This is a genomic window from Arthrobacter alkaliphilus (assembly GCF_021483235.1).
GTDB classification, from domain to species: Bacteria; Actinomycetota; Actinomycetes; order Actinomycetales; family Micrococcaceae; genus Arthrobacter; species Arthrobacter alkaliphilus.
This window is the reverse complement of the sequence record NZ_JAKEEC010000005.1, coordinates 136,331-163,157: the sequence shown is the minus strand read 5'-3', so window position 1 is coordinate 163,157 and position 26,827 is coordinate 136,331. Positions and strand designations below refer to the sequence as shown.

Genomic DNA, 26,827 nt, shown 5'->3' with positions numbered 1-26,827 from the left:
TATGCTCAATCCATGGACTTTGAGACGCGCCCCCTGCTTGCCGGCCCGGACACCACGTTTACTGCCGCGGAAATCCGCAGGGCGGTCCAGGACCTGCTCAGCCTTGAAGGCCTCCCGCCCATCGTGCAGGTCGGCCATCCGGTGTTGCGCCAGCGCGCCGCGGCCTATGACGGCCAGCTCGACGACACCGAATTGGCACAACTGGTCGAGCGGATGCGCGACGTCATGCACGCCGCCCCCGGCGTTGGCCTCGCGGCCCCGCAGCTTGGCATTCCCTTGCAGCTGGCCGTGCTCGAAGACCATTTCGACGTCGACCCTGTCGCCTCGGAGGTCCGCCACAGGACCCCGTTGGGCTTCTTCGCGATACTGAATCCCAGCTACGAACCTGAGGGGACCGCAACGGCGTCGTTCTACGAAGGCTGCCTGTCCATGCGCGGTTTCCAAGCCGTGGTCACGCGGCACCGCGACGTCCGCCTGCACTACCAGCGTCCTGACGGCAGCGCGGCCTCGGCCGGGTTCTCCGGGTGGCAGGCCCGGATAGTCCAGCACGAGACCGACCACCTGCACGGCGGACTCTACTTGGACCGCGCCGAGCTACGGTCGCTGGCGAACGATGCGGAGTACGCAGCCCATTGGGCTTACCCCGGAGTCGACGAGGCACGCCGCGGGCTTGGTTTCCTCAATCCGTAGTTGAACCGATCTCGCGGGGCGGGTTGGCTCCGGAAGGCAGGTGCTTTGCCCACCACGCGAGGATCTGTTGGAAACGCTGTCGCCTGTGGTGCGGCGTACCCGAGCGGGACAGCTCGTGGTCCTCACCGGGGAAAAGGAGCAACGCCGTCTCCACGCCCTGTGCCTTGAGCGCGGCAAAGTAGCGCTGGCCCTGTTCAACCGGGCAGCGGAGATCGTTTTCGCTGTGGATCACCAAAGTGGGCGTTCGCACTGCGGTTACCACTGCCATGGGGCTCTGTGCCGCCATCTGCGCGGGCGAGCTTCCCGTGTATTGTTCGCCGAAGAACCATCCGATGTCCGAGGAACCGGTGAAGCTGACAGGGTCAAGGAATCCACGTTCCACAATGGCTGCCTTGAAGCGGTGCTCGTGGCCGATGACCCAGGCTGTCAGATAGCCGCCGTAGGACCCGCCCATGATCCCGACCGATTCTTTGTCCATCACAGGGAAGGCTTCCAGTGCACCATCGAGGAACGTCAGCACGTCCGCCATGTCCACGGTGCCCATCTTCTCCTTGATGGCTCCACCGTGCCCTTGGCCGTACCCGGCGGAACCGCGCGGATTGCACATCAGTACGGCGTATCCCGCGTCGGCGTACACCTGGGCTTCGTCGAAGAAGGCCCCGGTGTACTGCGCGAACGGTCCGCCATGGATGGTAAGCAGTACGGGGTGCGGGCCGGGTCCCTCCGGCAGGACCACCCAGCCATGGACCGGGTAGCCGTCAGGGCCGGTGGCTGTGAACTCGCGCGGTTCAAGAATGGTTGCTTCGTCGCGGAGCGGCTTGGCGAAATCAGTGAGCGCCCTGAATTCACCCCCGCGAAGAACGCCGAGTTCGCCGTTGCTGGAAGGGTCGCTGTAAGCGACAGCCACGCTGTCTCCCGCCGCTGAAGCGCCGATCACCATCCGGGACCCCTTGACCAGGACCTCAGTCCCGCCATCGGCGCTCCAGTGGATCAGCTCCACGCTCCCGCGGCTGGTGTTGAGCGCGAGCACCCCGTCCGCCCCGAAGGCTTCGAGGGGGCCGCCGATGTCCTGGCTTTCGACGTCGCTCAGCATCGTTGCCTCGCCGCCGCGGACCGGCATGACGTACAGGGCGGTGTTCCTCGCCACGAAATCCAGGCCGTCGTCGCCGAGGTCCTGCGCCGTGAAGAAGAGCCATTCACCGTCCGCGGACTCACGGGCTTCCCGGACGGACTGCGGCGCTGCGTCCGGACGCAGCGCGGTGGCCTCCCCGCCCACGGCAGGGACGCGGTAGATGCCCGAGACAAGGTCGGCGTCGTGCCCTTCATGGAGCGGGGCGACGAAGTACACGCTCTCGCCGTCGCGGCTGAAGGACGGCGAAGCATGGTCGACATCGCCGTGGGTCAACTGCCTGGCCTCCGGCACAAGGCTCACCGCTTCGGTTCCGCGGGCCTTCGCGGCCCTCCCGACAGGGGTCACCGGAGGTTCCGCTCCGGGCTCGGGAACGTCGACGACGAACAGCTGGGCGGGCTTGTCCGCGGTGTAGCCCACTCCATTGAGCCTGTATTGGTTGTCGGTGATTAACCTGGGGTCTTCACTGCCCGGCCCGACGCCGTCGACCGTTCCGTAACGCCCTTCCTCGGGGACCCGCGAAGAGAAGACGATCCTGCTCGAATCGGGTGCCCAGGAAAACTCGGAGACACCCAGTTTTTGATCGGTGATCGCTTGCGGCTCCCCGCCGTCGGCCTCCACGACGTGCAGTTGCGGCTTGCCGTCCGGAACCGCACGAAGGAAAGCCAAAACTTTGCCGTCGGGCGAGAATGCTGGTGCGGTGTCACGGAAGCCGCGGGTAATCCGACGGGGCCGTACCGCGGGGTCGAACGGGACGCTCCAAAGCTGCCCGACGTAGGCGTCGGCGTCGAAATCGGGCCGCGTGACCGACACGACGGCGCGGGTCCCGTCGGGGTGGGCGGCAGGAGCGGAGACGGAATTCAGCAGCGGGAGTTGTTCGGCTTTCACGCTGGTGAGCCTAGCCGCCGTCACGGCGTGGCGATATATGCCACTCCGGCCGCCGTAGGATTGTCGTTATGCATACCGACGCCGCCGCTATCCTGCGCTGCCCGGTCTGCCAGGGCCCTTTCGAACTGGGCGGAGCTGCGCCGCTTTCCCTGGTCTGCATCTCCGGCCACAGTTTCGACGCCGCCAAACAGGGCTATTTCAACCTGCTGACGGGCAAGGGCACAGTCTTCGAATCCGACACGGCAGAAATGGTCGCGGCCCGTAACGACTTCCTGGGCGCGGGCCACTATGCCCCGCTCGCTGAGGCGGTCGCGGACCTGGCGGCACCGGTGTTGACGGCGCCGGGGTCGGTCGTCCTGGATTCGGGGACAGGAACCGGCCACTACCTGCGGACTGTGCTGGACCGTACCCCCGCCGCAGCCGTCGGCATAGACATCTCCAAATTTGCCCTGCGCCGGGCCGCACGGTTGAATCCCGGCGCCGTCAATCTGGTGTGGGATATCTGGCGCCCACTGCCGATCGCCGATCGTGCCGTCAATGCCATCATCGTGGTCTTCGCCCCTCGGAATCCTCCGGAATTCGCCCGCGTGTTGCGTCCAGGCGGCCGGGTGATCGTGGTGACTCCGCGCGCGGGGCACTTGGAAGAGATCGCCGAACGGACCGGAATGCTGGGCATCGAGGAAGGCAAGGAAGAACGCCTTGCGGACACCATGCAGGAGTTCTTCACCCTCGCCGACGTCATTCACCTCGACGTGGACCTCACGCTCGACGGACCGGACATTGCCAATGTCGCCTTCATGGGACCGGCGGGCCACCACCTCGAACGCTCCGCGCTCCTGGCAGCAACGGCCACGGAACGGTCGGTCCATGCCACCGCGAAGTTCACCCTGAGCGTCTTCACAGCACCGGATCGCAGCTCCTAACGGGAACCTCCACGCCGGGCTAGGATGGAGAAAACAGCGACTGTGATCTTGCCGACAGTCCGGCCCGGGCCGGCTGCCACCGCAAGTCCGAAAACAGGGGGAAACGATGTTTGAATGGCTTGGCAGCAACTGGTGGGCCCTTTGGCTCACGGTGTTTCTGGCGTTCGCCGTCGTTGAAATGCTGACGCTCAGCTTCTTCTTCATCATGCTCGGGGCCGGCGCCCTCGCTGCCCTCGTCGCTGACCTTGCCGGAGCCGATCTCTGGTTGCAAATCGTCGTCCTTTGCATCGTGTCCCTGCTCATGATCGCGTTCGTGCGTCCCATCGCGCTGAGGCATCTGCACAAGGGACCCGCCGAGCAACGAACCAATGTGGACCGCCTGATCGGCCAATCGGCGCTTGTCATGGAGCCCGTCAGCGCGACCACCGGGCTGGTCAAGATCGGCGGCGACGTGTGGACCGCGCGCAGCGCGGCTGAGATCATCGACGCCGGCCAGACCGTGCAAGTCACCAGGATCGACGGCGCGACGGCGGTAGTCTCCCTTGCTTCGGAAGACAGCCCGCACTGAGCAGCGTCCCGCTCGGCAAATAACCGCATCAAACACGTAACTGGGGAATGAAGGAGATGTATGGACAGCTTGGGAGGAACCGCAGCCGGGATCGTACTGCTGGTTCTCGTCATATTCGTGATCATCGTTTTGGTCCGTTCGATCAGGATCATCCCGCAAGCGCGTGCCGGCGTCGTGGAACGCCTCGGTAAGTACCAGCGCACGCTCAACCCCGGGCTTACCATCCTGATCCCGTTTGTCGACCGCCTGCTGCCGCTGTTGGATCTTCGGGAACAAGTGGTTTCCTTCCCGCCGCAGCCGGTGATTACCGAGGACAACCTGGTTGTCTCGATCGATACCGTGGTCTACTTCCAGGTCACGGATCCCAGGGCCGCGACCTACGAGATTGCCAACTACATCCAGGCTGTTGAACAGCTGACCACCACAACGCTCCGTAATGTCGTGGGCGGCTTGAACCTTGAAGAAGCGCTCACCTCGCGCGATCAGATCAACGGCCAGCTGCGTGGTGTCCTGGACGAAGCCACAGGCCGCTGGGGAATCCGTGTCTCCCGCGTGGAACTCAAGGCAATCGACCCGCCGCACTCCATCCAGGACTCAATGGAGAAGCAGATGCGGGCCGAGCGCGACAGGCGTGCTGCGATTCTGACCGCCGAAGGCACCAAGCAATCGCAGATCCTGACGGCGGAAGGCAAACGGCAAGCAGCGATCCTGGCCGCAGAGGGTGACGCCAAGGCGGCCATCCTCCGCGCCGATGGCGAAGCCCAGGCCATCCAGAAGGTCTTCGACGCCATCCACAAAGGCAACCCGGATCAAAAGCTCCTGGCATACCAGTACCTCCAGACCTTGCCTAAGATTGCGGAGGGCACATCCAACAAGCTGTGGATCGTTCCCAGCGAGGTTGGTGAGGCACTCAAGGGCATCGGCAGTGCGCTCGGCGGCGCCAACGGCGGATCAGCCACTCCCGGACTGTTCGGCGATTCCGCACACGAGCACCCTGCCCAGGAGCCGTCCGCGTAACGACGAATAACCTGAACGGGGACCGGCCACTCTCCGGCCGGTCCCCGTCGCTTTGTCCTGCCATCTCCGATCCGCGTATAATGGTGTATTTGTCCGGCCGGTTCAATCCGAACGGAACATTAACGCTTGGTGAGGCGTTTCATCTAGTGATGCAACGTGTGCAGAACAGTAGTCCGGGCGCCGCCCTGAGGCGTCCGGCTAGCGCGGAACATGGTTCCGCGAACCGACAGAGGGAGTAATCATGAGCGATCGCAGCCTGCGGGGCATGCGTCTTGGCGCCCAGAGCATGGAAACTGAATCCGGCGTGGAGCCGGCGCCGCGTCAGAGGGTTGAATACCGCTGCGCGGACGGTGAGCAGGTCTTCGTTACCTTCTCCTCCGAAGCCGAGATCCCTCCCGTCTGGATTTCCAAGACCGGCAAGGAAGCGCTCCTGGTTGACGGCGAACGCCCGGTGGACGCGAACGAGAAGGCCGTCCGCACGCACTGGGACATGCTGCTTGAACGCCGCAGCCTTCCCGAGCTCGAGCAGATCCTCGAAGACCGCCTGAACATCCTGCGCGAACGCCGCGGGGAACGCCGCTCGGCATAACGCCGCAGTTAACTGCGAAGGCCGGTTCCGCACTCTTCACGAGAGCGCGGAACCGGCCTTCGCCGTTGAAGCTACTTTGAGACGGGGGTCTTTTTCCCGGTCAGCGCGGCCCACCGTGCGGCGAGCCCCCACTTGGTCACGTTGATCATGGCCTCAACAACAATATTGCCGCTCATCTTGGAGGCTCCGAGCTCGCGCTCAACGAACGTGATGGGGCGTTCGACGATCTTCAGGCCGAGCTTGGCGACCCGCCAGGCAAGATCCACCTGGAAGCCGTAGCCAACCGATTCGACCTCGTCCAGTTTGAGCGCCTCGAGCGTGCTGCGGCGGAACGCGCGGTAGCCGCCGGTAATGTCTTTGATCTTCAAGCCGAGCATGAGCCGGGCATACGTGCTGCCCGTGCGCGAAATTGCTTGACGGTAGAGCGGCCAGTTCACTGTTCCGCCACCGGGAACCCAGCGTGATCCCATCGCGAGGTCGGCGCCGTCGTTGATCGCCTCAAGCAGCAACGGCAGCTGCTCGGGCTGGTGCGAACCATCGGCATCCATCTCAACGAGGACGTCGTATCCAGCAGCCATTCCCCATTTGAATCCGGCGATATATGCAGCTCCGAGGCCTTCCTTGCCCTTGCGGTGCAGGACGTGGACCTGGCTGTCCTCGGCGGCGATGCTGTCGGCGAGCTGTCCCGTCCCGTCTGGGCTGTTGTCGTCGACAACCAGGACATCGGAGGCGGGCACAGCCGCGCGCAGCCGTCCGAGGGTCTTGGGTAGCGATTCCAGCTCGTTGTACGTGGGGATGATCGTCAGGACACGCAAGAAGAGGCCTTTCCTTGATGGAGCGGTCAGTGCGCCGGAGCAGCAGCGTGGCTGGCATTCAGGCGCAACTCTCCATTATAGGACGACAACTTGCCCAGTCCGGGGACGCGTGTGGGCTGCGCCACAACGTGCGCGCTTGGCCGCGGGCAGGTCCACCAGCCCAGGTCCAGTGCCGGCCCGCGTGCTGAACTCGAGGCCGAACCGTTTTCTGCGGCACAGTGGACCTGCCCACTACGAGTGCCGCGGTCTGGGAAACGGGCCCGTTGCTTGTTTTCTGCACCGTACCCCACCGCGGCCAGGCAACCGGTCATTTGCTGTGGAAGCCTGTTGACCCTAAATGCTACGGATCCCACAAATCCTGTCAAGCGCCGCCTGAGCAGGGGCTTTGTCTAAACCCGCAGGTCAGAAGCCCTCGGGACGAGGGAAGCTCGCTGCAACTATGACCGCAAAATTTCGCTTGCGAAGATCTCACGGCCTTCACGCACGGTCTGTAGGCAAACGGGGTCGTTGCCACTGTCCAGCGCGGGGAGAAGAGGCGTTCGTGCACGCGGATCGGTGGACCAGGACTGAACGCGGTCATCCGCCACTTGCACCATCAGTTCTTCAACCTCCCACACAGCAAAATTGGCAGGGGCCCCGGGAACCAGTTGTCCCATCAGCGGATTGCGCTCTTTGGCGGCCCGCCAACCGGCCCGGGTGTGGCCAAGGAACGCTGCCCGCGCCGAAATGCGTTGATCCGGATTGCTGTGTTCCAGACATGCCCTGACGCTTGACCATGGGCGCAACGGGGTGACGGGGCTGTCGCTGCCGAAGCACACCGGCACGCCTGTGGAGTAGTACGAAGCGAAGGGGTTCATTGCCGTGCTTCGCGCGCCCAGGCGCTGCTCGTACAACTTTCCGGCTCCGCCCCAGATGGCATCGAAGGCGGGCTGCGCGCTCACTGTAATCGAATGCTTCGCAAGCCGGGCGAGATCGCCGGCATCCGCCATTTCCACATGCTCGAGCCGGTGCGCGGCGGCGCGGACCCGCTGCTCCCCCACTTCCGCTGCGGCAACGTCAAAGGCATCCAGTGCTGCCTTCAGTCCTGCGTCCCCGATGACGTGGAAGCCTGCTTGGATACCGAGGGCCGAACAAGCAACGATGTGGGCAGCGGCCTCGTCGACCGAAACGTAGAGGTTTCCGCGGTGGCCCGGAGCATCGGTGTAATCTGCGCTGAGGGCCGCCGTTCGCGAACCAATGGAACCGTCGATGTTCAAATCCCCCGCGAGGCCAAGAACGGGCACGTCCAAGCCTTCCAGGATGGCGGAGGCATGTTCGGCCGATGTGGCGAGTTCACCCCAATAGGGAAGGATCCCGGGGCCGCCCGCGCCGCCCTCGTTCCAAGCTGCGGAGTTCCAAGGTGCGGAGTTCCAGGATGCGGACATCCGAAGGTCGTCGACGCTGCAAATGTGCGGGGCCGCCATCTCGGCCAAGGCGACGTAACCGTTGGCCGCAGCCTCGCGAAGGGCCAGTTCCTGGTACCGGCGCCGTTCGGAATCGGGGAACTGCCTGGCGACCAGCCGGGCCGCTGAATGGGCCGACCTAACGACGCGCGCAGTACCGTCGTAGCCATCGAGGCCGTCCAGCCCGGCCGAGGATGCCAGGGACGCTGAAACGAGGGCAGAGTGCGCATCGACCCGCGCGAGGTACACGTGGCGCCCGCCTGCGGCGCGGTCGAGCTCCTCCGGCGCGGGAAGCGTCTTGTCGGGCCACGCCGACTCGTCCCAACCGTGCCCGAGTACGACGCCGGTGGTGCCCGGTGCCTTGCCGGCCAGGGCGACGGCGTCGAGCAGTTCACGTGCCGAGTGGACACCGGCAAGCTGGACGGAATCGGCAGCGATTCCCGTCTCGGTGAGGTGCATGTGGGAGTCAACGAAACCGGGTGCGAGCAAGGCTCCCCGCAGATCGATGACTTCCATCGAAGAATCGGCAATCGATGTGGCGGCCTGCTCCGAGCCAACCCAGGCAACAGTGCCTCCGTCCACCAGCATTGCCGTCGCGAAAGGGTCAGCTGCTGTGTACACGGAGCCGTTGCGGTACATCGTGACCTTGCGGGCCGGGTTTTCGGCGGGCGCGCCTGGATGAGTCATGGTTATGCTCCTTGCTGGGAATCTGTGGAGTGTCAGGAGACGTTGGAGTAGGCGACGACGCCGCGGCGGATGAGATCGATCGCGTCACGGCACATCTTGGTTTGGCGCCGTTCGAGCCCTGGAATCTTTGCCATCTGGTCCAACAGGTCGATGACCTGCTTGGCCCAGCGCACAAAGTCGCCTGCTGCGAGGTCGGTTCCGCTGAGGACCTCCTGGAGATGGCGGCCCTTCGCCCACTTGAAAATGGGCCAGACAAGTCCCAGCTCCGGCTCGCCGGTCAGGGGCAGCCTGTTTTTGTCCTCGATGTCTTCCAACGCGGACCACTCACGCACCACGATGTCCACGGATGTCTCGAGGGACACGGACGGCATCTTGGGTCTCAGGCCGCGATCGTCGCGCTTGGCCTGGAACACCATTGTGCTGGCCAGGGCGGCCAGTTCGGCGGCGTCGAGGTCCTTGATGGCCCCTTGGCGGATGGATTGGGAAATCAGCAGGTCTTTCTCACCGTAGATGCGCCGCAGGCGCTGGCCGTCCGCGCTGATGGTGACATGTCCGGCGTCGGACGTCTGGAGGTAACCGTAGGCCGTGAGGACATCGCAGACACGGTCGAATGTCTTCGCGATCGTGTTGGTGCGGCCCTGGATTTGCCGGACGAGCCCGTCGGTCTCATGACGCAGTTTCCACCAGCGTTCAGCCCAACGTGCATGGTCCTCACGTTCGCTGCAGCCATGGCAGGGATGGGCGCGCAGTGCCCGGCGGAGGTCTGCGATCTTCTTTTCCTGGTCCGGCATGTAGCGGGCCCTGCCAAAGTCCTCGCTGCGGTTCGTGCCCCGGGCCGGCGGACGTCCGTCGCGGACCGCATTGCGCATGGCGGATGCCAGATCGCGACGGGATTTGGGCAGCTTCGCGTTGAACGATTTGGGGATCCGGATCCAGGACACCGGTGAAACGGGCCCCTCGACTTCGTGGGCGCCGATCCTGTGCAGTTGGTTGTCTTCCGAAAGCACTGCGGGCCGCGGTTCGCGCGAATTCGGATCGGCGTTGAGTACGACGGCGTAACCCGGGGCGCGTCCGCCCGGCACCTTGACGATGTCGCCGGGCATAAGCCGGCTCAGGGAGTCCACGGTCAGCGACTTGCGGGCCCGCGAGGTGCTCCTCGAGGCAAATTGCTCTGCCTCGCTAAGGTCCCGCCGGAGTTTGGCGTACTCGCTGAAATCGCCCAGGTGGCACTTCATGGCTTCGGCGTAGCCGGCCAATGACTCTTCGCGGCTACGAACCTGCCGGGCAAGCCCCACGACTGACCGGTCAGCCTGGAACTGGGCGAACGACGATTCAAGGATCTGACGCGCCCTCGGCCGCCCGAACTGGGCGATGAGGTTGATGCTCATGTTGTAGGTTGGCCGGAAGCTGGAGTTGAGCGGATAGGTGCGCCGGGAAGCGAGGCCGGCCACGGCAGCCGGATCGGTGCCCGGCTGCCAAAGGACCACGGCGTGGCCTTCGACGTCAATTCCGCGCCGTCCGGCGCGCCCCGTCAACTGGGTGTACTCCCCCGCTGTGATGTTGACGTGGGCCTCGCCGTTGAATTTGTCGAGCTTCTCCAGCACGACGCAACGGGCGGGCATGTTGACGCCCAGGGCGAGGGTCTCTGTGGCGAAAACGGCTTTCACCAGCCCCTCGGCGAAGAGTTTCTCCACGACTTCCTTGAACGTCGGCAGCAACCCGGCGTGGTGGGCCGCGAGCCCGCGGAGCAGTCCGTCGCGCCAACTCCAGAAACCCAGGACATCGAGGTCGTCCGAAGGAATCTCGCGGCTCGCCTCGTCCACCCGGGACGCGATGATCCGTTGTTCCCGTTCCGTCGTGAGCCACAGCCCGGCCGCGGCACACTGCGCGACGGCGCCGTCGCAACCGGCCCGGGAGAAGATGAACGTAATCGCCGGAAGCAGCCCTTGGCGGTCCAGGCTCGCAATGATCTGCGGCCGGCTCGCCTTGCGCACAGGGCTGCGCTGCTCTCCGGCGGTGTTGTCCCGTTGCCGGTCCTGCCGGCGCCGGCTGCGTCCGCCATGGCCGAAGCGGCCCCGGAAGTTCATCTGGCTTTCAGCCCGTGCCATGGAAAGCAGCTCCGGGTTGACTTCGAAGTCCCTGCGCGGGGCATCCCGCCCGGGCTCCCGCAGCGATTCCGGCACGGACGCGGCGCCGTCCGGTACCTCCGGAGCGATCTCGTCAAAGCTCGTCTCCCCCGCGAAGAGATCGACGATCTCACGCCCCACCATGACGTGCTGCCACAAGGGGACGGGACGGTGTTCGGAGACAATCACGTCGGTGTCTCCGCGCACGGTGTCCAGCCACGCGCCGAACTCCTCGGCGTTGGAGACCGTGGCGCTCAGCGAAACCACTTGGACTTCGCTGGGGAGGTGGATGATCACTTCTTCCCAGACTGCGCCGCGGAAACGGTCCGCCAGGTAGTGGACCTCATCCATCACGACGTAGCCAAGATCACTCAAGGTGTCCGAGTCGGCGTACAGCATGTTCCTCAGGACCTCGGTGGTCATCACCACAATCGGCGCCTCGCCGTTGATGGTGGTGTCACCGGTCAGCAGACCCACGTTCGAGGCACCGTACTTCGCCGAGAGCTCGGAGAACTTCTGGTTGCTTAGTGCCTTGATCGGCGTCGTATAGAAAGCCTTGAGCCCACGTTCAAGCGCCAGATAGATGGCGAACTCGCCGACGATTGTCTTGCCCGCCCCTGTGGGCGCCGCCACGAGCACTCCCTTGCCTTCCTGAAGCGAGCGGCACGCGTCACGCTGGAACGGGTCAAGCTCGAAGTCCAGTGACCGCGCAAAGGTACCAAGATACGTTTTCGACTCGGCACTCCGCTGCGCTGCGGCTTGAAAGGCTTCTGAGGGCGAGAGGGCCCCTGAATTGGAGGACATGTTTCAAGCCTAGTGGCCTTGGGACTACAGGTTCTCCAGATCCGAGGCCGGGGTGGCGATGTCGGCCGTGGCTTCCGTCTCAGCAGCGATCTTCGACTGCTGGCGCTCGCGGCGTTTGTCATTCAGCATGCAGAGACCGATCGCCGCAAAGAAGAGCACCAGGAGCGGGCCGGCAAGCATGAACATTGACAGCGCGTCCGCGCCGGGCGCGGCGATGGCCGCCAGGACAAACACGGCGAACACCGTGATGCGCCAGGCCTTCAGGATGGTCCGGCCGCTCAAAACGCCCGCCATGTTGACGCCCACCAACACCACCGGCACGAGGAAGGCGATGCCGAGGAAAAGGAGCATGTGCGTGGCGAACGTCAAGTACTGGGAGGCGTCGATGTTGTTGGCGCCGTTTTGCGGCGTGAACTGCAGCAGTGCCCGCACGACGTTCGGGATCACCAGCCAGGCGACGTACACACCAACCAGGAACAATGGCACCGCGGCGGCCATGTAGCCGAGCGTGTACCGGCGCTCCTTCTTGGTCAGGCCGGGAGTGATGAATGCCCAGACTTGGTAGATCCAGATGGGGCTTGAAAGCACAAGGCCGATTTGGATGGCAATACGGAGCTTGAAGTCGAATGGATCTCCCACGCCCGCGAAGTTCAGCACGGCGGTACGTTTGGTCTCCGCGGCGATCCTGACCAGCGGATCCGACAGGCTGTTAACTACCGGCTCATACAAGAACCACCCCGCCACGGCGCCCAGGAGAACGCCAAGGGCGGACTTGATCAGCCGGTTCTTAAGCTCCTTCAGATGGTCTAGGAGCGCCATCCGCCCTTCGGGGTTGGCTTTGCGGCTTGTCTTCGTTGCCACTACTGCTTAGCTGCGGCTTGCAGGCGGAACGTCGGTGTCGTTGCCGCTCTTGCTCGCTTCGGGGTGGTTGACCACTCGGCCTTCAACGGGGTCCGTGTCGTCCTTGGCCGCCGGCTTGCCGTCGTTCTTCATTTCCTTGACTTCGGATCTGATGATGCGCATCGACTGGCCGAGGCTGCGGGCCATGGCAGGCAACTTGGGTGCCGCGAACAGCAGCAGGGCCACGATGATGATAATCACAATTGGCCAAGGGCCATCAAATAGTCGTCCCACGGGAAGTCCTTTCGTTGGAATACATCCTACGTCTAACTGAAATCGATGTCGTGCAGAGACTGGGGTTGGCCCCGTTCTGCTTTGCGCTTGACGCGCTTTTGGCGACGCACTTCCCGGCGGGAGGCCTTGGCCGCCACGTAATCATGACGCATCTGTTCCGGTGAGGCAAAAACGGCTGCACCAAACACCTTGGCCGGAGCCCCGTCGTCGTCGGCGTGTTCGGGAAGGGGCGTGTGGCGCCCCAGGCGCTCCCCTGCGGCACTCAATTCATGCACCATGGCCATGAACTTCCGGAAAAGGCGGATGCCCAGCAGGACGTAGCAAAGCAGCGACACGGCAATCAGCGCGAGCCATAACAGGATCCAGGACCACCAAGGCATTTGAGTAGTCTAACCAGCCTTTATTGCCGGTACTGCGCAAGTGCGGCCGCCACCCAGGCCACGGAGGCATCGGCAAGGCCCGCCGGCTGCACTATGCGGGCCGTGCCGCCGTGCTGGGCAACGAACATCGGCAACCAGTCCACGTTTCCGAACCGGACCTCGGCGAGCAGGCCGCCGTCGGGAAGCGCAGCCGTCCGCTCCGCATAATAGTCATCCGCCAGGCCTGCGCCCTGACGGGTCAATTGGAGGACGACGACGACGTCGTCGTCGTTCGGGGTGTACAGCTTCACCGGGACGCTGTCCTCAGTGTTCGCATTCTTGGACACCGGACGCCCGTTGGGCGCGACCTCCTCGATCCGGTCCAGGCGGAAGTTCCGCAACCCGGCTTTGCTGTGGCAGTACGCCTCGAAGTACCAGGTGTTGTCCAGTGAGTAGAGCCGGAAGGGGTCGACATCCCGTTCGGACACCGAATCGTGCTGCTGAGACAAGTAGCGAAGCCGCAATTGCTGACCCTCTTGGATCGCGCGGGTGATGGTGTCGAACGCTCCGGAGTCGGCCGGGGTGACGGGAGGTACTGCGACTGCCGCCGCCAGGCGCCCGGCCTCCCCTGCGGCACCCGTGAGCTTCAGCGTCACGGACTCCAGGGCGCTGCTTTGCTCGTCGTCCGACATCCCGGCCTGGGCGGGAAGCCCGCCCAAGGTCGCCAAGCCCGTCAACAGGGCGGAAGCCTCATCGACGCTGAAGCCGATGGGCCGGTTGAGCTCGAGGTGTTCGCGGATGTAGACGTGCTCGTTTTCCCAGTCGATGTCGAACAAGTCATCCGGATAGCCTTCGGGCCGGCCGGAGCAAATCAGGATCTTCAGGTCCTCGACCAGTTCCCCGCGGGTCACACCGAAGCGGTCGGCCACGTCCTGGATGGGCAGGCCTTGGTGGTGGACAAGGAAGGGAACCAGCTGGAGCATCCGGTTGAGCTGGTCTTCAGAGGTCCGCTTGCGCGCCCGCGGCGCCGGTCCGGCGTCCGGGAAGCGGACCTCGACGGCGGGGCTCGAGGCGAACGCGGCGGCAGCCTCAAGGCGGCGGACCACGGCGTCGCGCAGTGCGGGAGGTCCGTCCACGCGCACGTGGGGACCGTAGGAGGCCAGTTCTTCGGCGAACAACTCGCTGTCCCGGAACGGCACGGAGAGCCGGTCCCTGCCCGGCCGGGCGCCGCCCGGCGCGGTGTCCGCGGTAACACTCGTCGCGCGCTTGCGAAGGCCCAGCAAGCGGCCTTCAGCTACCTCAAGCCGGGCCTCCTGCGAGGGAAGTTCATCGAGGCTGTCCAGTTCGGCGCGGGTGTCGAACCCCGGAGGTATCTCGCAGTGATCCCCGGTCTCGACGTGGACGTCGCTGATCATCCGGGACAGCCGGAAGAAGCGCTTCGCGTTCCGGCCCCGGTCGTAGCCCACCAGGTACCACTGCCCGAACCGGCTGCCGAGGCCCCACGGTTCCACCGTGCGCCGTTCGTCAGTGCCGGTGCTCGCGGCACGATAGCCGAAACTCACGGGGTGCTGCCCGTTCATGGCCACTATGATGTCGTTGAAGGCCTGGCCGGCTGGCTTGATGCGCGGCTGGACGCCGGCCGGGAGCTCGACGTCGGCAAGATCCCCTGAAGCCTGCAGCTTCCGTAACGCGCTGGCAGCTGCCGAGCCGAGCGCGGCGCGTTCCCACAGCTGGGCGGCCAGAAGCAGGACCGTTCCCTCCGCCGGAGTCAGGTGCACGTAGGGCAGGCGATTGGATTCCTTGCCGATGCGGTAGCGGGTGGAAGCGGGATCGTCCGAGCCGAATCCGTGGTCAAGGAGGGTTTCGATGTCGAACCCCAAGCGCTTCAGCTCTGCCTTGTCCCGTTCAAACATGCGTCCGAACGCGACGTCGCTGTCGCCGGCATCGTGATAGACCTGCTGCCTGAGAACGGCGCGGGACAGCCCGTATTTCGTGTTCAGGAGGGCAATCAGCAGGTTCAGGAGTCGTTCGGTACGTGATGCGGACACGCTTGCTACGTTACTAAATTCCTCCGGCAAAGGCGGAAGGCGCGTCTGCGGCCGGATTGCTCCGGCTGCGGACGCGCCTTCCCACGCTGTGCGGGCTAGCGGACGGCTACGAGGTCCACGACGAAGATGAGGGCTTCGTTGGGCTTGATGGCCCCGCCGGCGCCACGGGAGCCGTAGGCGAGTTCGGAGGGGATTTCAAGGCGACGTCGGCCGCCGACCTTCATGCCAAGGAGTCCTTGGTCCCAACCCTGGATTACTTGGCCGACGCCCACGCGGAAGTCCAGCGGTGCGCCTCGGCCCCAGGATGCGTCGAATTCTTCACCGGTGGACCAAGCTACACCGACGTAGTGGGTGGAGACGGTGTCGCCGGCCTTGGCCTCGGGGCCGTCGCCAACAATGATGTCCTTGATAACGAGCTCCGTGGGGACGTCGCCCTCCGGGAAGTCGATTTCCGGCTTAGTGCGGTCGTAATCGCGCTGACCAAATGACATGGGTACTCCTCAAGGTGATAGGGACAGTGTTGCGGAATTTTGCGGAAGGCTACTGGGCGCCCAGGATGTCGACGACGAAGACAAGATCGCCTGTCGGCTGGCCCTGCGTTGCGGTATCGCCGTATGCGAGGCTCTTGGGGATCACGAGCAGGACACGGGAACCGACCGTCTTGCCTGCAAGGCCTTGCGTCCAGCCCTTGATGACGCCATTAAGGGCGAAGCTGGCGGGCTGACCCTTGTCGTAGCTGGAGTCGAACTTCTTGCCGTCAGCCAGGGTCACGCCGACGTAGTTGACCGTCAAGGTGTCTGTTTCCTTGACGACCGCGCCCTTGCCCTTGATGAGGTCCTGGGCGACGAGTCCCTGCGGTGCCGCCGCTCCTGCAACGGAAATCTGCGGAATTCCCTTGTCGTCGTCCTTCACGGTGGGGAGGCCGGCGGGCGGGGTGACGGTGTCGCCTTCGGGCTTGGACAGGGGCTTGACCGCGTCTTTGGCGCCGGTGATCTTGAAGACCACCAGCTGGGATGACGTCGCCGGCGTTTCAGCTGCTGCCGGAGTTCCCGGGACCACGAAAGCGATGTCGGCACCCACTTTCGCGCCGACCAGGGCGTTGTAAAGCACTGCGCTGCCGGTCTTGAGCTGGTCGTTCAGTTCGACCGGCTGGGAACCTGACGGAAAGGTGTCTTCGAGGGTCTTGCCGTCCTTGCCGTCAACGGCAATGTAGGTGATCTGCGCCACTTGTCCGGCTTTCACCTTGTCGCCGGTTCCGTCGCTGACCATCTTGATGGTCGGCTGCGTTACCTCCAACGGTTTGTTGAATTCCAGTCCGGGTGCTTTCTTGTCTCCATTGTCGGAGACCTTGAGGGAATCCAGCTTGGCGACTTCGCCGGCGGACTGGCTGGTGGGCTCCGGAGTTGCTGTTGTTGCTGGACTTCCGCCGCAGCCGGTGATCAGCAAGAGGCCGGGGATAAGAATTGCTAGTAGACGTCGCACAAATTGAACTTTCGTCGGGGCAAAAGGAGGGCATGGACGGGCCAGGCTCGGCCATGCGCGTAGAGGCCCGGTTAAGAGGCCAACCTCCAGATTAGCTGGTGAAGCTGGGAGTCAGCTCATTGAGTCCAGGAGGGCATCCACTCGCTCATCGACGCTGCGGAACGGATCCTTGCACAAGATTGTCTGGTGGGCCCGGTCGTTCAACTTCAGGTGGACCCAATCCACGGTGTAGTCGCGGCCGAGTTCCTGGGCCCGCCGGACGAAGTCGCCGCGGAGTTTTGCCCGGGTGGTCTGCGGCGGCGCATCCACGGCATCCTTGATGTCCGTGTCGGCCACGAGGCGCCGGGCCGCGCCGCGGGACTGGAGGAGGAAGAAGAGCCCGCGCTTGCGCGAGATATCGTGATACGTCAGGTCCAATTGCGCGATCCGCGGGGAGTCGAGGCCGATCCCGTGGCGCCGCATGTACCCGTCCATCAGCTTTTTCTTGATGGCCCAGTCCACTTCCGTGTCTATTCCGCTGGTGTCGCCGGACTCGATCGCGTCCAGCGTCCGTTCCCAGAGATCCAGGATGAGCGGTACGTGCGGATTGTGGGCTCCGTTCGAGGCCACAAAAGCGGTGACCTTTGCAAGGTACTCCCGCTGGATGTCCAGGGCGGTCAGTTGCCTCCCGTTGGCCAGTCGTACCAAGGCCTTGCCGCTGAGATCATGGGAGATTTCGCGGATGCTGCGAATGGGGTTCTCCATCCGCATGTCACGCATGATCACTCCGGCCTCGATCATGCGCAGCAGCAGATCGACTGTTCCCGCCTTCATAAGTGCGGTGGTCTCGGACATGTTGGAATCGCCGACAATCACGTGCAGGCGGCGGAAGAACTCGGCGTCGGCGTGTGGCTCATCCCGGGTGTTGATGATGGGGCGGGACCTCGTGGTCGCGGAGGACACGCCTTCCCAAATGTGGTCCGCACGCTGGGAGAACGCGAACGTGGCCCCGTGTGGTGTCTTCAGGACCTTGCCCGCACCAGCAATCAGCTGCCGCGTGACGAGGAAGGGGATGAGGATTTCAGCGAGCCGCGAGAACTCACCCCGCCGCGGAATCAGGTAGTTTTCGTGGCTTCCGTAGGAATTGCCGGCGGAATCGGTGTTGTTCTTGAACAGGTAGACGGTGCCGTTGAATCCCTCCGCCGCGAGCCGCGCCTGTGCCTCGTCGACGAGGTCGTCGAGAATGAGTTCCCCGGCCCGGTCGTGGGCAATCAGCTGCGCGAGATCGTCGCATTCCGCCGTAGCGTACTCCGGGTGCGATCCGACATCCAAGTACAGGCGCGAGCCGTTCGTCAGGAAGACGTTGGAGGAACGTCCCCAGCTCACTACCTTGCGAAAGAGGTACCTGGCGACTTCCTCGGGAGCCAATGGCCGTGAATCCGGGCTCGAATACGAGATTCCGAACTCCGTTTCGATCCCGAATATCCTTTTGTCCATCTCAGGCCTCCCCTGCCAGCAGCTGCGTGATGTCTTCTGCCCTGAGCCGCCGGAAAGCCCGCCGGGATCCGCGCCCGCTTTCCGGGCTGCGGTCGAGCACCGCTGCCTCGACGGCGCTGCCGGGCAAGGCGTCCACTTCTTTGTCGGCGGCCAGCGCCTTGACGGCCAGCCGCAGAGCGCCGGCCAAGTCAAGGTCGGCTTTCCATTCGCGGGCCACGGACTCTGCCACCTGCTCGGCCAAACCGCCCATCACCACAAAGCCGTGCTCGTCGGCAATCGAACCGTCGAAAGTCAACCGGTAAAGATGGTCGTCCGCCTGCGTGTGCCCCACCTCGGCCACGGCAAGCTCGACTTCGAACGGCTTTTGTTCCGCGGTGAACACGGCACCCAGGCTCTGCGCGTAGACGCTGGCCAGCCCTCGGGCTGTGACGTCCTCGCGGTCGTATGAGTAGCCGCGGACGTCGGCGTAGCGGACGCCGGCTTGCCGAAGGCTTTCAAACTCGTTGTACTTTCCAACGGCCGCGAACGCGATTTTGTCGTAGATCTCACCGATCTTATGGAGCGACGGCGAAGGGTTTTCAGCAACCAGCGCGATGCCGTCAGCGCAACTGATCACGACGACGGAACGGCCGCGGGCGATGCCCTTCCGCGCAAAATCAGCGCGGTCCTTCATCAGTTGTTCGGGCGAGACATAAAACTGCTGGGTCATCTCAGGCCTCCCGTCCGGCAACCGCGCGCGATTCAACAATGGTCCCCGCGATCGCCGCCAGCTCCCGTTCCGACACCCTGCGGGCACCGGCGCGGTTGACGGTGTAGACCACCGGCCACAGCTGCCGGACGGGGTCCGGACCGCCCGTGGCGGAGTCGTCGTCGGCGGCGTCGTAGAGGGCTTCCACCGCGACCGCGACCGCCTCGTCTTCGGTGAGGTTCGGGCGCCACAACTTTTTCAAGGCGCCACGCGCGAAGACCGAACCGGAGCCGACCGAATGGTGCTCCAATTCCTCGTAGCGCCCGCCGGTGACATCGTATGAGAAAAGCCGTCCCACGCCGGCTGCCTGGTCGAAGCCGGCGAAGAGCGGGATGACCGCGAGGCCCTGCATGGCCATCGGCAGGTTTCCCCGGATCATGGCTCCTAGCCTGTTGGCTTTACCGTCAAGGCTCAGGAGCGTTCCCTCGATCTTTTCGTAGTGTTCCAGCTCTACTTGGAACAACCGCGTGATATCGACGGCCAGGCCCGCTGTGCCTGCAATTCCCATGACGGAGTATTCGTCGGCCGGGAAGACCTTCTCGATGTGCCTGCTGGCGATCACATTGCCCATGGTGGCACGCCGGTCCCCCGCCATCAGGACACCGCCGGGGTAGCTCAGGGCGACGATTGTTGTGGCATGGGGCGCCGGGGGAACCTGACCCGCGGGCAGCGCTTGAGTAAAGGGAAGGAGTTCAGGCCGAGAGCGTTGCAGATGCTCTATGAACGAAGACGTTGCTTGGGTGGCCAGGTGGCCGGTTGATGGATCCTGCATTGCTGCGCTCCTTCGACTCTGACATCCGATGCCCGGCGGCCTCGCGCCGGCCGGGCCTTGGCTTATCTGGCGGCCGCCTATTGGCCGCCCTTTTGCACAAATGCCCTGACGAACTCTTCGGCGTTCGATTCAAGCACGCCGTCGATTTCGTCGAGGAGATCGTCCACGCCCTGCGTGGCTACTGAGGCCTGGGCCTCTGGCGCTGCGGGCGGTGCCTCGGGGGCGTCGGTGTCTACCTCGACGTCCCGCGACTGCGGTTGCTGATGCTCCTGAGCTGCCATTTCCTTCTCCATTCTGTCCATCCCCGGCAACGGGGACTTCCTGTAATGCCATACTGCCACGGGGCGGGCCGCCACGCTGCGGTTTTGGGGACCCGTTTGACGGCGTTTAGCCGGCTTGCGGTCCAGGCGGCGGGGCCGGGTCCAGGCCAAGCAATTCACGAAGGAATGCGCCCGCTGTGGCGTGTTTCCGGAACAGCTGTCCCGTGAGTGCTTCCGTGCCGCGCAGGGGCTCCCGGGTGGGCACACGCTGCAGTTTCCCGATGCCCGGAACGTCGAAAATGACCGAATCCCAGCTGGCGCCGACCACGTCCTTGCCGAAGCTGGAAACACACTTCCCGCGGAAATAGGCGCGGGTGTCCGACGGCGGTTCGGCGACGGCCCGGCTGATGGTGGCATCGTCGACGATCGTCTGCATGCGCCCGCGGGAAAGCATCCGGTAATACAGGCCCTTTTCCGGCCTCACGTCCGACCATTGCAAGTCGACGAGGCCCAGGCGTGCGTCGTTCCACTCGACGCCGTCACGGTTCCGGTAGCCATCAAGCAGCGACATCTTGGCCAGCCATTCGACGGAACCCGCGGCACCTGCCGGGTTGCTCCCCAAGAGCCCCAGGGTCGACTCCCACCGTTCCAGGACATCCCGGGTGTGGCCGTCTCCACTGAAGGAGTCGGAGACTCCGGTTTCCTGGGCAAGCTTGGCCGCCGCCTCGTAGTACATCCACTGGATATCCAGCGCTGTGACGCGCCGTCCATCGAGAAGCCTGACCGTTGCAGTCAGGGAGGTGTCATGGCTGATTGCCTGCAGGCCCGCAACCGGCTCATGTACTTCGATCTTCGGAGCCTGGCCGGCTTCGATAAGGCTCAGGACCAAAGCCGTGGTGCCGAACTTCAAGTAGTTCGACACTTGGCTCAGGTTGGCGTCGCCGATGATCACATGGAGGCGCCGGTATTTGTCCGCGGTGGCGTGCGGTTCATCGCGGGTATTGATGATCGGACGCCTGATGGTGGTTTCCAACCCCACCTCGGCTTCGAAGAAATCCGCACGCTGGCTGATCTGGAATCCGGGCGTGGAACCGTCCTGGCCGATGCCGAGGCGCCCGGCACCGCAAATGATCTGGCGGGTGACGAAGAACGGCGTCAGCCCACGGACGATGTCCCCGAAAGGCACCGAGCGCGGCATGAGGTAGTTCTCGTGGGAACCGTACGACACCGATTTGTTGTCGGTGTTGTTCTTGTACAGGTTGATCGACGGCAGCTCCGGATCGGCGGCCACCTTCCGCACCGTCGCCAAAGCGACGAGGTCGCCGGCCGCGTCCCACGCGACGATGTCGCGCGGATTCGTCACCTCAGGACTCGAATATTCCGGATGGGCATGGTCGACGTACAGGCGGGCGCCGTTGCCGAGGACCATGTTCATCAGCAGCGATCCTGATTCGTCGCTCCCGTCGGCTTCCAGCTCCTGCCGCCCGTACGCCAAGGCGACGGCCTCGGCGTCGAGCACGGGAGGCCTGTCGGTCAGCTGGCTCGGGTCGGCCGCACTGCGCTCAACCGTCCAACCGCGCGCATCGTGCAGGGGCTCTTCGTCCGTGTAGTCCCAACGGGTCTCGGCGCCCCCGGCCGCCCGCTGCCGCGTGAGGTTGGCGTAGGCCTGGATGATCCGTGCGGACATCATCGTGGCGTTCGCCCCCGGCGCGGAGGGCGCGTGGATACCGTATTCAGTTTCCGAACCCATGACCCGCATGGCCCCGCCCACGGGAAGCTTGTCCGAAGGCAGGCCTTCCGGCCGGGCCGTCACAGGTACTGGCCGGTGTTGGGAGTCGTTTCGATCGACTTCCCGGGCTCCTGGCCGGCCTTGCCCTGGACGATGGTGCGGATGTAGGTGATGCGTTCGCCCTTCTTGCCTGAGATGCGTGCCCAGTCATCCGGGTTGGTGGTGTTGGGCATGTCCTCGTGTTCGCGGAACTCGTCGACGACGGCCCGCAGGAAGTGGTCGATCCGCAGGCCTTTCTGCTGGGTCAGCAGGAGGTCCTTGATGGCGTACTTCTTGGCCCGGTCCACAACGTTCTGGACGACTGCACCCGAGTTGAAGTCCTTGAAATAGAGCATCTCGGTATCGCCGTTCGCGTAGGTGACTTCGAGGTACTCGTTGGACTTCTCCGTCGAATACATCGCTTCAACGGTGCGCTGGATAATGGCGTCCACGGTCGCTTGGACGTCTCCGCCATGCTCGGCCAGGTCCGTCGCGTGGAACGGTAGGTCGGTGGTGATGTATTTGGCGAAAATGTCCGCGGCCGCTTCGGCGTCCGGACGCTGGATCTTGACCTTCACATCCAGCCGGCCGGGACGGAGGATAGCCGGATCGATCATGTCCTCACGGTTCGAGGCGCCGATCACGATGACGTTGTCCAGCCGTTCGACGCCGTCGATCTCGCTGAGGAGCTGCGGGACGATGGTTGTTTCGACGTCGGAAGACACGCCGGTGCCGCGGGTGCGGAACAGTGAGTCCATCTCGTCGAAGAACACCACTACAGGGCTGCCGTCGGAGGCCTTCTCCCGGGCGCGGGCAAAAATGAGGCGGATGTGCCGCTCGGTTTCGCCGACGTACTTGTCAAGGAGTTCCGGCCCCTTGATGTTCAGGAAATAGCTCTTCAGGTCCAGATTGCCCGCCCGCTCGGAGGCCCGGGCCGCGAGGGAGTTGGCAACCGCCTTGGCGATCAGCGTCTTGCCGCAACCCGGAGGGCCGTACAGCAGAATCCCCTTGGGCGCTTTGAGCCCGTGCTCGCGGTACAGGTCCGGGTGCAGGAACGGGAGTTCGACCGCGTCGCGGATCTGTTCGATTTGCGGGCCCAAGCCGCCGATGTCTTCGTAGGTAATATCCGGGACTTCCTCGAGGACAAGGTTTTCCACCTCTGCCCGGGGCACCTTCTCCAAGGCATAGCCCGTGCGGGAATCCAGGGACAAGGCATCACCGACGCGCAAGTGCACTTTTTGCAGGGCGCCCGAAAGCCTGACGACGCGTTCTTCATCGGCCCTGCCCACTACCAGGGCACGGTCTGCGCCAAGCATCTCCTTGAGCGTGACGAGTTCGCCTGCCCGTTCATAGCCGAGGCCGCTTACCACGAGGAGGGCCTCGTTGAGGAGGACTTCCTGGCCAACGGCCAATTGGTTGATGTTCACGAGCGGACTGACGCCCACCCGCATCTTGCGGCCGGCATTGAAAATGTCCACCGATTCCTCGGTGGCCGCCTGGCCGGTGCTGCCCGCCGTCGGCTGGCGCCTCGGATTGATCTGCAGGATGGTCCCGAAGCTGTACGGCGGTTGGCCGTCCTGCTCGAGGGCCCCCTTGAGCCGCAGGATTTCGGCCTTCGCCGTCTCCAGCATGGTCACGAGCTTGGTGTTGTTCTGGGTGGCGGCGGCAAGCTGACGGTCGATGTGGCGCAGTTTGTCTCGAAGGATGTTTATCTGGCGTTCCGCGACGGTAAGTTCCGCGGAGTCGTCCACCGGTGGGATTGCACCACCACCGTGTCCCGCGCTTCCCCCGGCCACCGCCTTGTTCGATGGCTCCTCGGGCATTGTCCGCCCGAAGTCATTGTTCGACGTATCCACGAAGCATCAGCTCCTTCCCGCTTTCTATAAATAGACCATAGCCCTCAAAAGCGTCGGGAAACCTGTGACATCCGGAATGCGGACCAGTTTGTGATCTTTGCCTACTGAGCGGGCGAGGGGCCGTCCTTGACGTTGGTGCCGGCAATCGCGTCACGTGCCGCGCGGCGCAGTTTCTTGTCCGAAACGGACCGCTCCCCCACCGCTCCGGGCGTCCAGGCGTTCAGGTCCTCCTCGCTGAACTCCGTCTTGGACGGCCGGCGCTTGACCGAGATACCGGTGACACCGTCAGCGAGGCGACGGGTGACAAGGAGGAATCCGGTGTGGGCCACCATGCGGTGGTCGGGGCGGACGGCCAGGCCCTCGAGGTGCCAACCGCGGACCATCGACTCCCAGGCGTCCGGCTCGGTGAAGCGGCCGTCGGCGCGGATCGCTTCGGCAGTACGGGAAAGCTGGGTGACGGTGGCCACGTAGTTGATCCACACTCCGCCGGGTGCCAGGACAGTCGCGACGGCGTCGAGGCATTCCCACGGAGCGAGCATGTCCAGCACCACACGGTCCACCGATCCCGGTTCTTCGGAGCGGACCACTTCCTCCTGGAAGTCACCGAGCGAAATCTTCCAGGCAGGGTGCGGACCGCCGAAAATGGTTTCCACGTTGCCGCGGGCAATGTCGGCGAATTCTTCCCGGCGCTCGAAAGAGTGCAGGTAGCCGTTGTCTCCCACTGCCCGAAGCAGGGAGATCGAAAGCGCGCCGGAGCCGACGCCCGCTTCAACCACCCGGGCGCCGGGGAAGATATCGGCCATGGTGACGATCTGCCCGGCGTCCTTGGGGTAGACCACCGCGGCACCGCGGGGCATGGACAAGACGAAGTCCGAGAGCAAGGGACGGAGCGTCTGGTACTGCTGGCCAATGTTGTTGGCCACAACGGAACCGTCAACCTGGCCGATGATTTCGTCGTGGTTCAGGAAGCCGCGGTGCGTGTGGAAGGCGCCGCCTTCTTCCAAGGTGATGGTGTTCATCCGGCCGCGCTCATCCGTGAGTTGAACCCGCTCGCCCACACGGAACGGTCCTCGACGCCGGGCCGCACCAGTCGGCTGGGTGGCGGTGTTGGGGGCGCCGGTGGCCGTGTCGTTGGCGGCGGTTTCGCTGCTCATGGGTGTTTCCTCGCTCCTGTACGGCTGGGCCGTCATTTGTTGCCGCAGTTACTGCTCGGTGATGCGCACTGCCGGCCGGTTTTTTTACACAGCCGGCAGGTAACTCTACCGGGAAGGTCCTATGGGCGTCCGCTCCGCCGGGCTACTTTACCTGTAATGGCTGTCACTACCGCCTGCTGGCGCAGCAGGCCCGTGACCGTACCTGCTTCGTCCACCACCGCGTATTCAGCGCCGCTGAGCTGCGCCAAATATTGGATCAGCTCCTGGCCGCTGGACGTCCAGGGCACGTAGGCCCCGTCGGCAAGCGGAGTGGAAACCGCTGTCACGAGGGTCGTGGATACCTGGGAGGCGGGGACGGCTGCGGCAGCTCCCGGATCCACAACGCCTTGGGGCCGGCCGTCCGGTGCGCAGATCACCACCGCGGGAGTTCCGTAGGGGGCGACCCGCAACACGTCGGCGACGGTGGCCGAGTTCGGAATCCCGACGGCGGGTTCGGCCAACGCGGCGGCGCTCACCGACGGGAGGCGTCCGCGGAGCGTAGCCTGCTGGATGGCGCCGGAGGCACCCATCCAGAGGAAGCTGCAGACGAGGAGGGTGATGAGTATGTGGCTGGGGTTAGGCTCGTTCCCGCTCATAAACGACGAGGCGAAGTACCCAATAGCCAAAGCAATTGCGACGATCCTTCCGGCCCAGCCGGCCGCCACTGTGCCCTTCTCCTGGCTTCCGGTGACCTTCCACACCGCGGATTCCACCAGGCGCCCCCCGTCAAGAGGCAGGCCGGGGAGCACATTGAAGATCCCGATGAGGAAATTGGCCCACATGAAGCTGTTGGTCAATGCCTCCGCCACGCCGCTGAAGACATGCGTCACCACGAGCGGCCAGGCAGCCACCGCGAGTGCAAAGTTGGCGGCTGGTCCTGCCATGGCGACGATCACCGAGCGGCCCGGGGACGCGATGAAGCTCTCGAATTGTGTGTGCCCGCCCCAGAGGTTCAACACGATCTTCTGTGTGGGCCATTTGAAGGCCTTGGCGCTCAAGGCATGGGCGAGCTCATGGACGAGCACGGAAAGGGCCAGGAGCACTGCATAGCCAAAGGCAACGAAGTACGCACCGCTTCCCAACGAGGGGTGCTGCGCGAATACGACTGGGCCGACCGCGATCACCGTGAACGCGGCGATGATGAACCAGGAGTAGGCAAGATACACGGGGATGCCCGCGATGCGGCCGAGCGGAATCCCGTCCTTCCTGCCGCCGCTACGGGTGCTATGGCCGCCATGCCGGGACGTGCTCATTTAGTTGGCCTGTCCAAGGAGGGCGGCCTGGGCCGGCCCATTCGCGAGGGCCCGGGCCGCGACGAGTGCTTCAAGGTCGGCGACCGTCCGTCCCTGCAAGGTGTCCCAGGTTGCCCGGCGGGGGTCCTCCGGCAGCGGCATCTGGTGCGGGATTCCCACCGTGACCACACCGGAGGCAATCGCGGACGTAACGCCCGGGACGGAATCCTCGAGGGCGACGCAGTGATCGGCGGTCAGTCCGGGATCCGCGCCTTGGAGCCGCTCGACGGCGGCAAGGTAGGCCTCGGGGTGGGGCTTGCCTTGGCTGACGGTGTCTCCGGTAATGAGGAACTCGAAGTAGGGCTTGGGGAGGCTGGCGACCACTTCCCGGGCCATCGGACCTTCGGACATCGTCACGAGCGCGCACCGGACGCCCGATTGATGGAGTTCGTCAAGCAATTCCTTGGCACCGGGCCGCCACGGAACCTCGACGCGGAGGCGGTCGATGACCTTGGCGCTCAAGGTGTCAATGATCTCGCGTTTTCCCAGGCCCACTCCGGCCTTCTGGAGGATGCCGGCCGAGTGCATCAACGACTGCCCCACGAGCTGCATGGCTTGTTCATGGCTCCAGGCGCCGCCGTAGGACTCCACGAGGGCGCGCTCCGCGGCAATCCAATATGGTTCCGTGTCCACCAGGGTGCCATCCATGTCCCACAGCGCGGCTTTGAGCTCGGCTTTGACAGAGGGCTGGGTGGCTGAAGCAAGCATGCCTAAAGTCTACGGGGGAACGAGGGAGGGAAATTACCGTTGTACGCCCGGGG

Annotated in this window: 24 protein-coding genes; 5 read left to right on the top strand and 19 right to left on the bottom strand. The window is 64.4% G+C overall.

Annotated elements, in window-relative coordinates:
* Positions 1 to 12 precede the first annotated feature (12 nt).
* Positions 13 to 690: a peptide deformylase gene (locus L0B83_RS06210; protein ID WP_234757535.1), complete on the top strand. Its 678-nt coding sequence runs from the start codon at positions 13 to 15 to the stop codon at positions 688 to 690.
* Here L0B83_RS06210 and L0B83_RS06205 read toward each other — a convergent pair.
* Positions 680 to 2,707: a S9 family peptidase gene (locus L0B83_RS06205; RefSeq protein WP_234757534.1), complete on the bottom strand. Its 2,028-nt coding sequence runs from the start codon at positions 2,705 to 2,707 to the stop codon at positions 680 to 682. The genes L0B83_RS06210 and L0B83_RS06205 overlap by 11 nt on opposite strands.
* Before the next feature lie 68 nt (positions 2,708 to 2,775).
* Here L0B83_RS06205 and L0B83_RS06200 point away from each other — a divergent pair, with 68 nt between their 5' ends.
* From L0B83_RS06200 to L0B83_RS06185, 4 genes are all read left to right on the top strand, one after another.
* Positions 2,776 to 3,630, top strand: coding sequence for a putative RNA methyltransferase (locus L0B83_RS06200; RefSeq protein WP_234757533.1), 855 nt, complete (start codon positions 2,776 to 2,778; stop codon positions 3,628 to 3,630).
* 106 nt (positions 3,631 to 3,736) lie between these two features.
* Entirely contained in the window at positions 3,737 to 4,198 is a 462-nt protein-coding gene (locus L0B83_RS06195) for an NfeD family protein (protein ID WP_234757532.1), read from the top strand.
* A gap of 60 nt (positions 4,199 to 4,258) precedes the next feature.
* Positions 4,259 to 5,215, top strand: coding sequence for an SPFH domain-containing protein (locus L0B83_RS06190; protein WP_234757531.1), 957 nt, complete (start codon positions 4,259 to 4,261; stop codon positions 5,213 to 5,215).
* Positions 5,216 to 5,456: 241 nt separating this feature from the next.
* Entirely contained in the window at positions 5,457 to 5,804 is a 348-nt protein-coding gene (locus L0B83_RS06185; protein ID WP_234757530.1) for an RNA polymerase-binding protein RbpA, read from the top strand.
* Positions 5,805 to 5,875: 71 nt separating this feature from the next.
* Here L0B83_RS06185 and L0B83_RS06180 read toward each other — a convergent pair whose 3' ends face one another.
* From L0B83_RS06180 to L0B83_RS06095, 18 genes are all read right to left on the bottom strand, one after another.
* A complete protein-coding gene (locus L0B83_RS06180; RefSeq protein WP_234757529.1) occupies positions 5,876 to 6,619 on the bottom strand; it encodes a polyprenol monophosphomannose synthase in 744 nt (247 codons plus the stop codon).
* 437 nt (positions 6,620 to 7,056) lie between these two features.
* Positions 7,057 to 8,748, bottom strand: coding sequence for an amidohydrolase (locus L0B83_RS06175; RefSeq protein WP_234757528.1), 1,692 nt, complete (start codon positions 8,746 to 8,748; stop codon positions 7,057 to 7,059).
* A 32-nt stretch (positions 8,749 to 8,780) separates the two neighbouring features.
* On the bottom strand, positions 8,781 to 11,678 hold the full coding sequence (locus L0B83_RS06170; protein WP_234757527.1) for a DEAD/DEAH box helicase: 2,898 nt from the start codon (positions 11,676 to 11,678) through the stop codon (positions 8,781 to 8,783).
* Positions 11,679 to 11,702: 24 nt separating this feature from the next.
* Positions 11,703 to 12,497 carry a twin-arginine translocase subunit TatC gene (gene tatC / locus L0B83_RS06165; RefSeq protein ID WP_234757552.1) on the bottom strand — a complete coding sequence of 265 codons (795 nt, stop codon included), beginning with the start codon at positions 12,495 to 12,497 and terminating at the stop codon, positions 11,703 to 11,705.
* Between the two features lie 48 nt (positions 12,498 to 12,545).
* Complete coding sequence (gene tatA, locus L0B83_RS06160; protein ID WP_234757526.1) at positions 12,546 to 12,812, bottom strand: Sec-independent protein translocase subunit TatA; 267 nt, start codon at positions 12,810 to 12,812, stop codon at positions 12,546 to 12,548.
* A 32-nt stretch (positions 12,813 to 12,844) separates the two neighbouring features.
* Positions 12,845 to 13,192, bottom strand: coding sequence for a hypothetical protein (locus L0B83_RS06155; RefSeq protein WP_234757525.1), 348 nt, complete (start codon positions 13,190 to 13,192; stop codon positions 12,845 to 12,847).
* A 20-nt stretch (positions 13,193 to 13,212) separates the two neighbouring features.
* Entirely contained in the window at positions 13,213 to 15,219 is a 2,007-nt protein-coding gene (locus tag L0B83_RS06150) for a helix-turn-helix transcriptional regulator (protein ID WP_234757524.1), read from the bottom strand.
* 95 nt (positions 15,220 to 15,314) lie between these two features.
* Positions 15,315 to 15,710: an FKBP-type peptidyl-prolyl cis-trans isomerase gene (locus L0B83_RS06145; protein WP_234757523.1), complete on the bottom strand. Its 396-nt coding sequence runs from the start codon at positions 15,708 to 15,710 to the stop codon at positions 15,315 to 15,317.
* 49 nt (positions 15,711 to 15,759) lie between these two features.
* Positions 15,760 to 16,701, bottom strand: a complete 942-nt coding sequence (locus L0B83_RS06140) for an FKBP-type peptidyl-prolyl cis-trans isomerase (RefSeq protein WP_234757522.1) — start codon at positions 16,699 to 16,701, stop codon at positions 15,760 to 15,762.
* Positions 16,702 to 16,812: 111 nt separating this feature from the next.
* On the bottom strand, positions 16,813 to 18,177 hold the full coding sequence (gene pafA / locus L0B83_RS06135; protein WP_234757521.1) for a Pup--protein ligase: 1,365 nt from the start codon (positions 18,175 to 18,177) through the stop codon (positions 16,813 to 16,815).
* Between the two features lies 1 nt (position 18,178).
* On the bottom strand, positions 18,179 to 18,886 hold the full coding sequence (prcA, locus tag L0B83_RS06130; protein WP_234757520.1) for a proteasome subunit alpha: 708 nt from the start codon (positions 18,884 to 18,886) through the stop codon (positions 18,179 to 18,181).
* Position 18,887: 1 nt separating this feature from the next.
* A complete protein-coding gene (prcB, locus tag L0B83_RS06125; RefSeq protein ID WP_234757519.1) occupies positions 18,888 to 19,697 on the bottom strand; it encodes a proteasome subunit beta in 810 nt (269 codons plus the stop codon).
* Positions 19,698 to 19,774: 77 nt separating this feature from the next.
* Complete coding sequence (locus L0B83_RS06120; RefSeq protein WP_234757518.1) at positions 19,775 to 19,978, bottom strand: ubiquitin-like protein Pup; 204 nt, start codon at positions 19,976 to 19,978, stop codon at positions 19,775 to 19,777.
* A gap of 106 nt (positions 19,979 to 20,084) precedes the next feature.
* Positions 20,085 to 21,716 (bottom strand): depupylase/deamidase Dop, encoded by a 1,632-nt coding sequence (dop, locus tag L0B83_RS06115; protein WP_234757551.1) that lies wholly within the window; start codon positions 21,714 to 21,716, stop codon positions 20,085 to 20,087.
* 50 nt (positions 21,717 to 21,766) lie between these two features.
* A complete protein-coding gene (gene arc, locus L0B83_RS06110; protein WP_234757517.1) occupies positions 21,767 to 23,581 on the bottom strand; it encodes a proteasome ATPase in 1,815 nt (604 codons plus the stop codon).
* A gap of 101 nt (positions 23,582 to 23,682) precedes the next feature.
* Positions 23,683 to 24,735 carry a tRNA (adenine-N1)-methyltransferase gene (locus L0B83_RS06105; protein WP_234757516.1) on the bottom strand — a complete coding sequence of 351 codons (1,053 nt, stop codon included), beginning with the start codon at positions 24,733 to 24,735 and terminating at the stop codon, positions 23,683 to 23,685.
* 119 nt (positions 24,736 to 24,854) lie between these two features.
* Positions 24,855 to 26,027 (bottom strand): site-2 protease family protein, encoded by a 1,173-nt coding sequence (locus tag L0B83_RS06100; RefSeq protein WP_234757515.1) that lies wholly within the window; start codon positions 26,025 to 26,027, stop codon positions 24,855 to 24,857.
* Complete coding sequence (locus tag L0B83_RS06095) at positions 26,028 to 26,774, bottom strand: HAD family hydrolase (protein WP_234757514.1); 747 nt, start codon at positions 26,772 to 26,774, stop codon at positions 26,028 to 26,030.
* Positions 26,775 to 26,827 lie beyond the last annotated feature (53 nt).

What these genes read in the sequence shown, in the direction of transcription:
- L0B83_RS06210 (WP_234757535.1), top strand. Translation starts at nt 13, where the DNA reads ATGGACTTTGAGACGCGCCCCCTGCTTGCCGGCCCGGACACCACGTTT.
- L0B83_RS06200 (WP_234757533.1), top strand. Translation starts at nt 2,776, where the DNA reads ATGCATACCGACGCCGCCGCTATCCTGCGCTGCCCGGTCTGCCAGGGC.
- L0B83_RS06195 (WP_234757532.1), top strand. Translation starts at nt 3,737, where the DNA reads ATGTTTGAATGGCTTGGCAGCAACTGGTGGGCCCTTTGGCTCACGGTG.
- L0B83_RS06190 (WP_234757531.1), top strand. Translation starts at nt 4,259, where the DNA reads ATGGACAGCTTGGGAGGAACCGCAGCCGGGATCGTACTGCTGGTTCTC.
- L0B83_RS06185 (WP_234757530.1), top strand. Translation starts at nt 5,457, where the DNA reads ATGAGCGATCGCAGCCTGCGGGGCATGCGTCTTGGCGCCCAGAGCATG.
- L0B83_RS06175 (WP_234757528.1), bottom strand. Translation starts at nt 8,748, where the DNA reads ATGACTCATCCAGGCGCGCCCGCCGAAAACCCGGCCCGCAAGGTCACG.
- L0B83_RS06170 (WP_234757527.1), bottom strand. Translation starts at nt 11,678, where the DNA reads ATGTCCTCCAATTCAGGGGCCCTCTCGCCCTCAGAAGCCTTTCAAGCC.
- tatC (WP_234757552.1), bottom strand. Translation starts at nt 12,497, where the DNA reads ATGGCGCTCCTAGACCATCTGAAGGAGCTTAAGAACCGGCTGATCAAG.
- L0B83_RS06155 (WP_234757525.1), bottom strand. Translation starts at nt 13,192, where the DNA reads ATGCCTTGGTGGTCCTGGATCCTGTTATGGCTCGCGCTGATTGCCGTG.
- L0B83_RS06145 (WP_234757523.1), bottom strand. Translation starts at nt 15,710, where the DNA reads ATGTCATTTGGTCAGCGCGATTACGACCGCACTAAGCCGGAAATCGAC.
- pafA (WP_234757521.1), bottom strand. Translation starts at nt 18,177, where the DNA reads ATGGACAAAAGGATATTCGGGATCGAAACGGAGTTCGGAATCTCGTAT.
- prcA (WP_234757520.1), bottom strand. Translation starts at nt 18,886, where the DNA reads ATGACCCAGCAGTTTTATGTCTCGCCCGAACAACTGATGAAGGACCGC.
- prcB (WP_234757519.1), bottom strand. Translation starts at nt 19,697, where the DNA reads ATGCAGGATCCATCAACCGGCCACCTGGCCACCCAAGCAACGTCTTCG.
- L0B83_RS06120 (WP_234757518.1), bottom strand. Translation starts at nt 19,978, where the DNA reads ATGGCAGCTCAGGAGCATCAGCAACCGCAGTCGCGGGACGTCGAGGTA.
- dop (WP_234757551.1), bottom strand. Translation starts at nt 21,716, where the DNA reads ATGCGGGTCATGGGTTCGGAAACTGAATACGGTATCCACGCGCCCTCC.
- L0B83_RS06105 (WP_234757516.1), bottom strand. Translation starts at nt 24,735, where the DNA reads ATGAGCAGCGAAACCGCCGCCAACGACACGGCCACCGGCGCCCCCAAC.
- L0B83_RS06100 (WP_234757515.1), bottom strand. Translation starts at nt 26,027, where the DNA reads ATGAGCACGTCCCGGCATGGCGGCCATAGCACCCGTAGCGGCGGCAGG.
- L0B83_RS06095 (WP_234757514.1), bottom strand. Translation starts at nt 26,774, where the DNA reads ATGCTTGCTTCAGCCACCCAGCCCTCTGTCAAAGCCGAGCTCAAAGCC.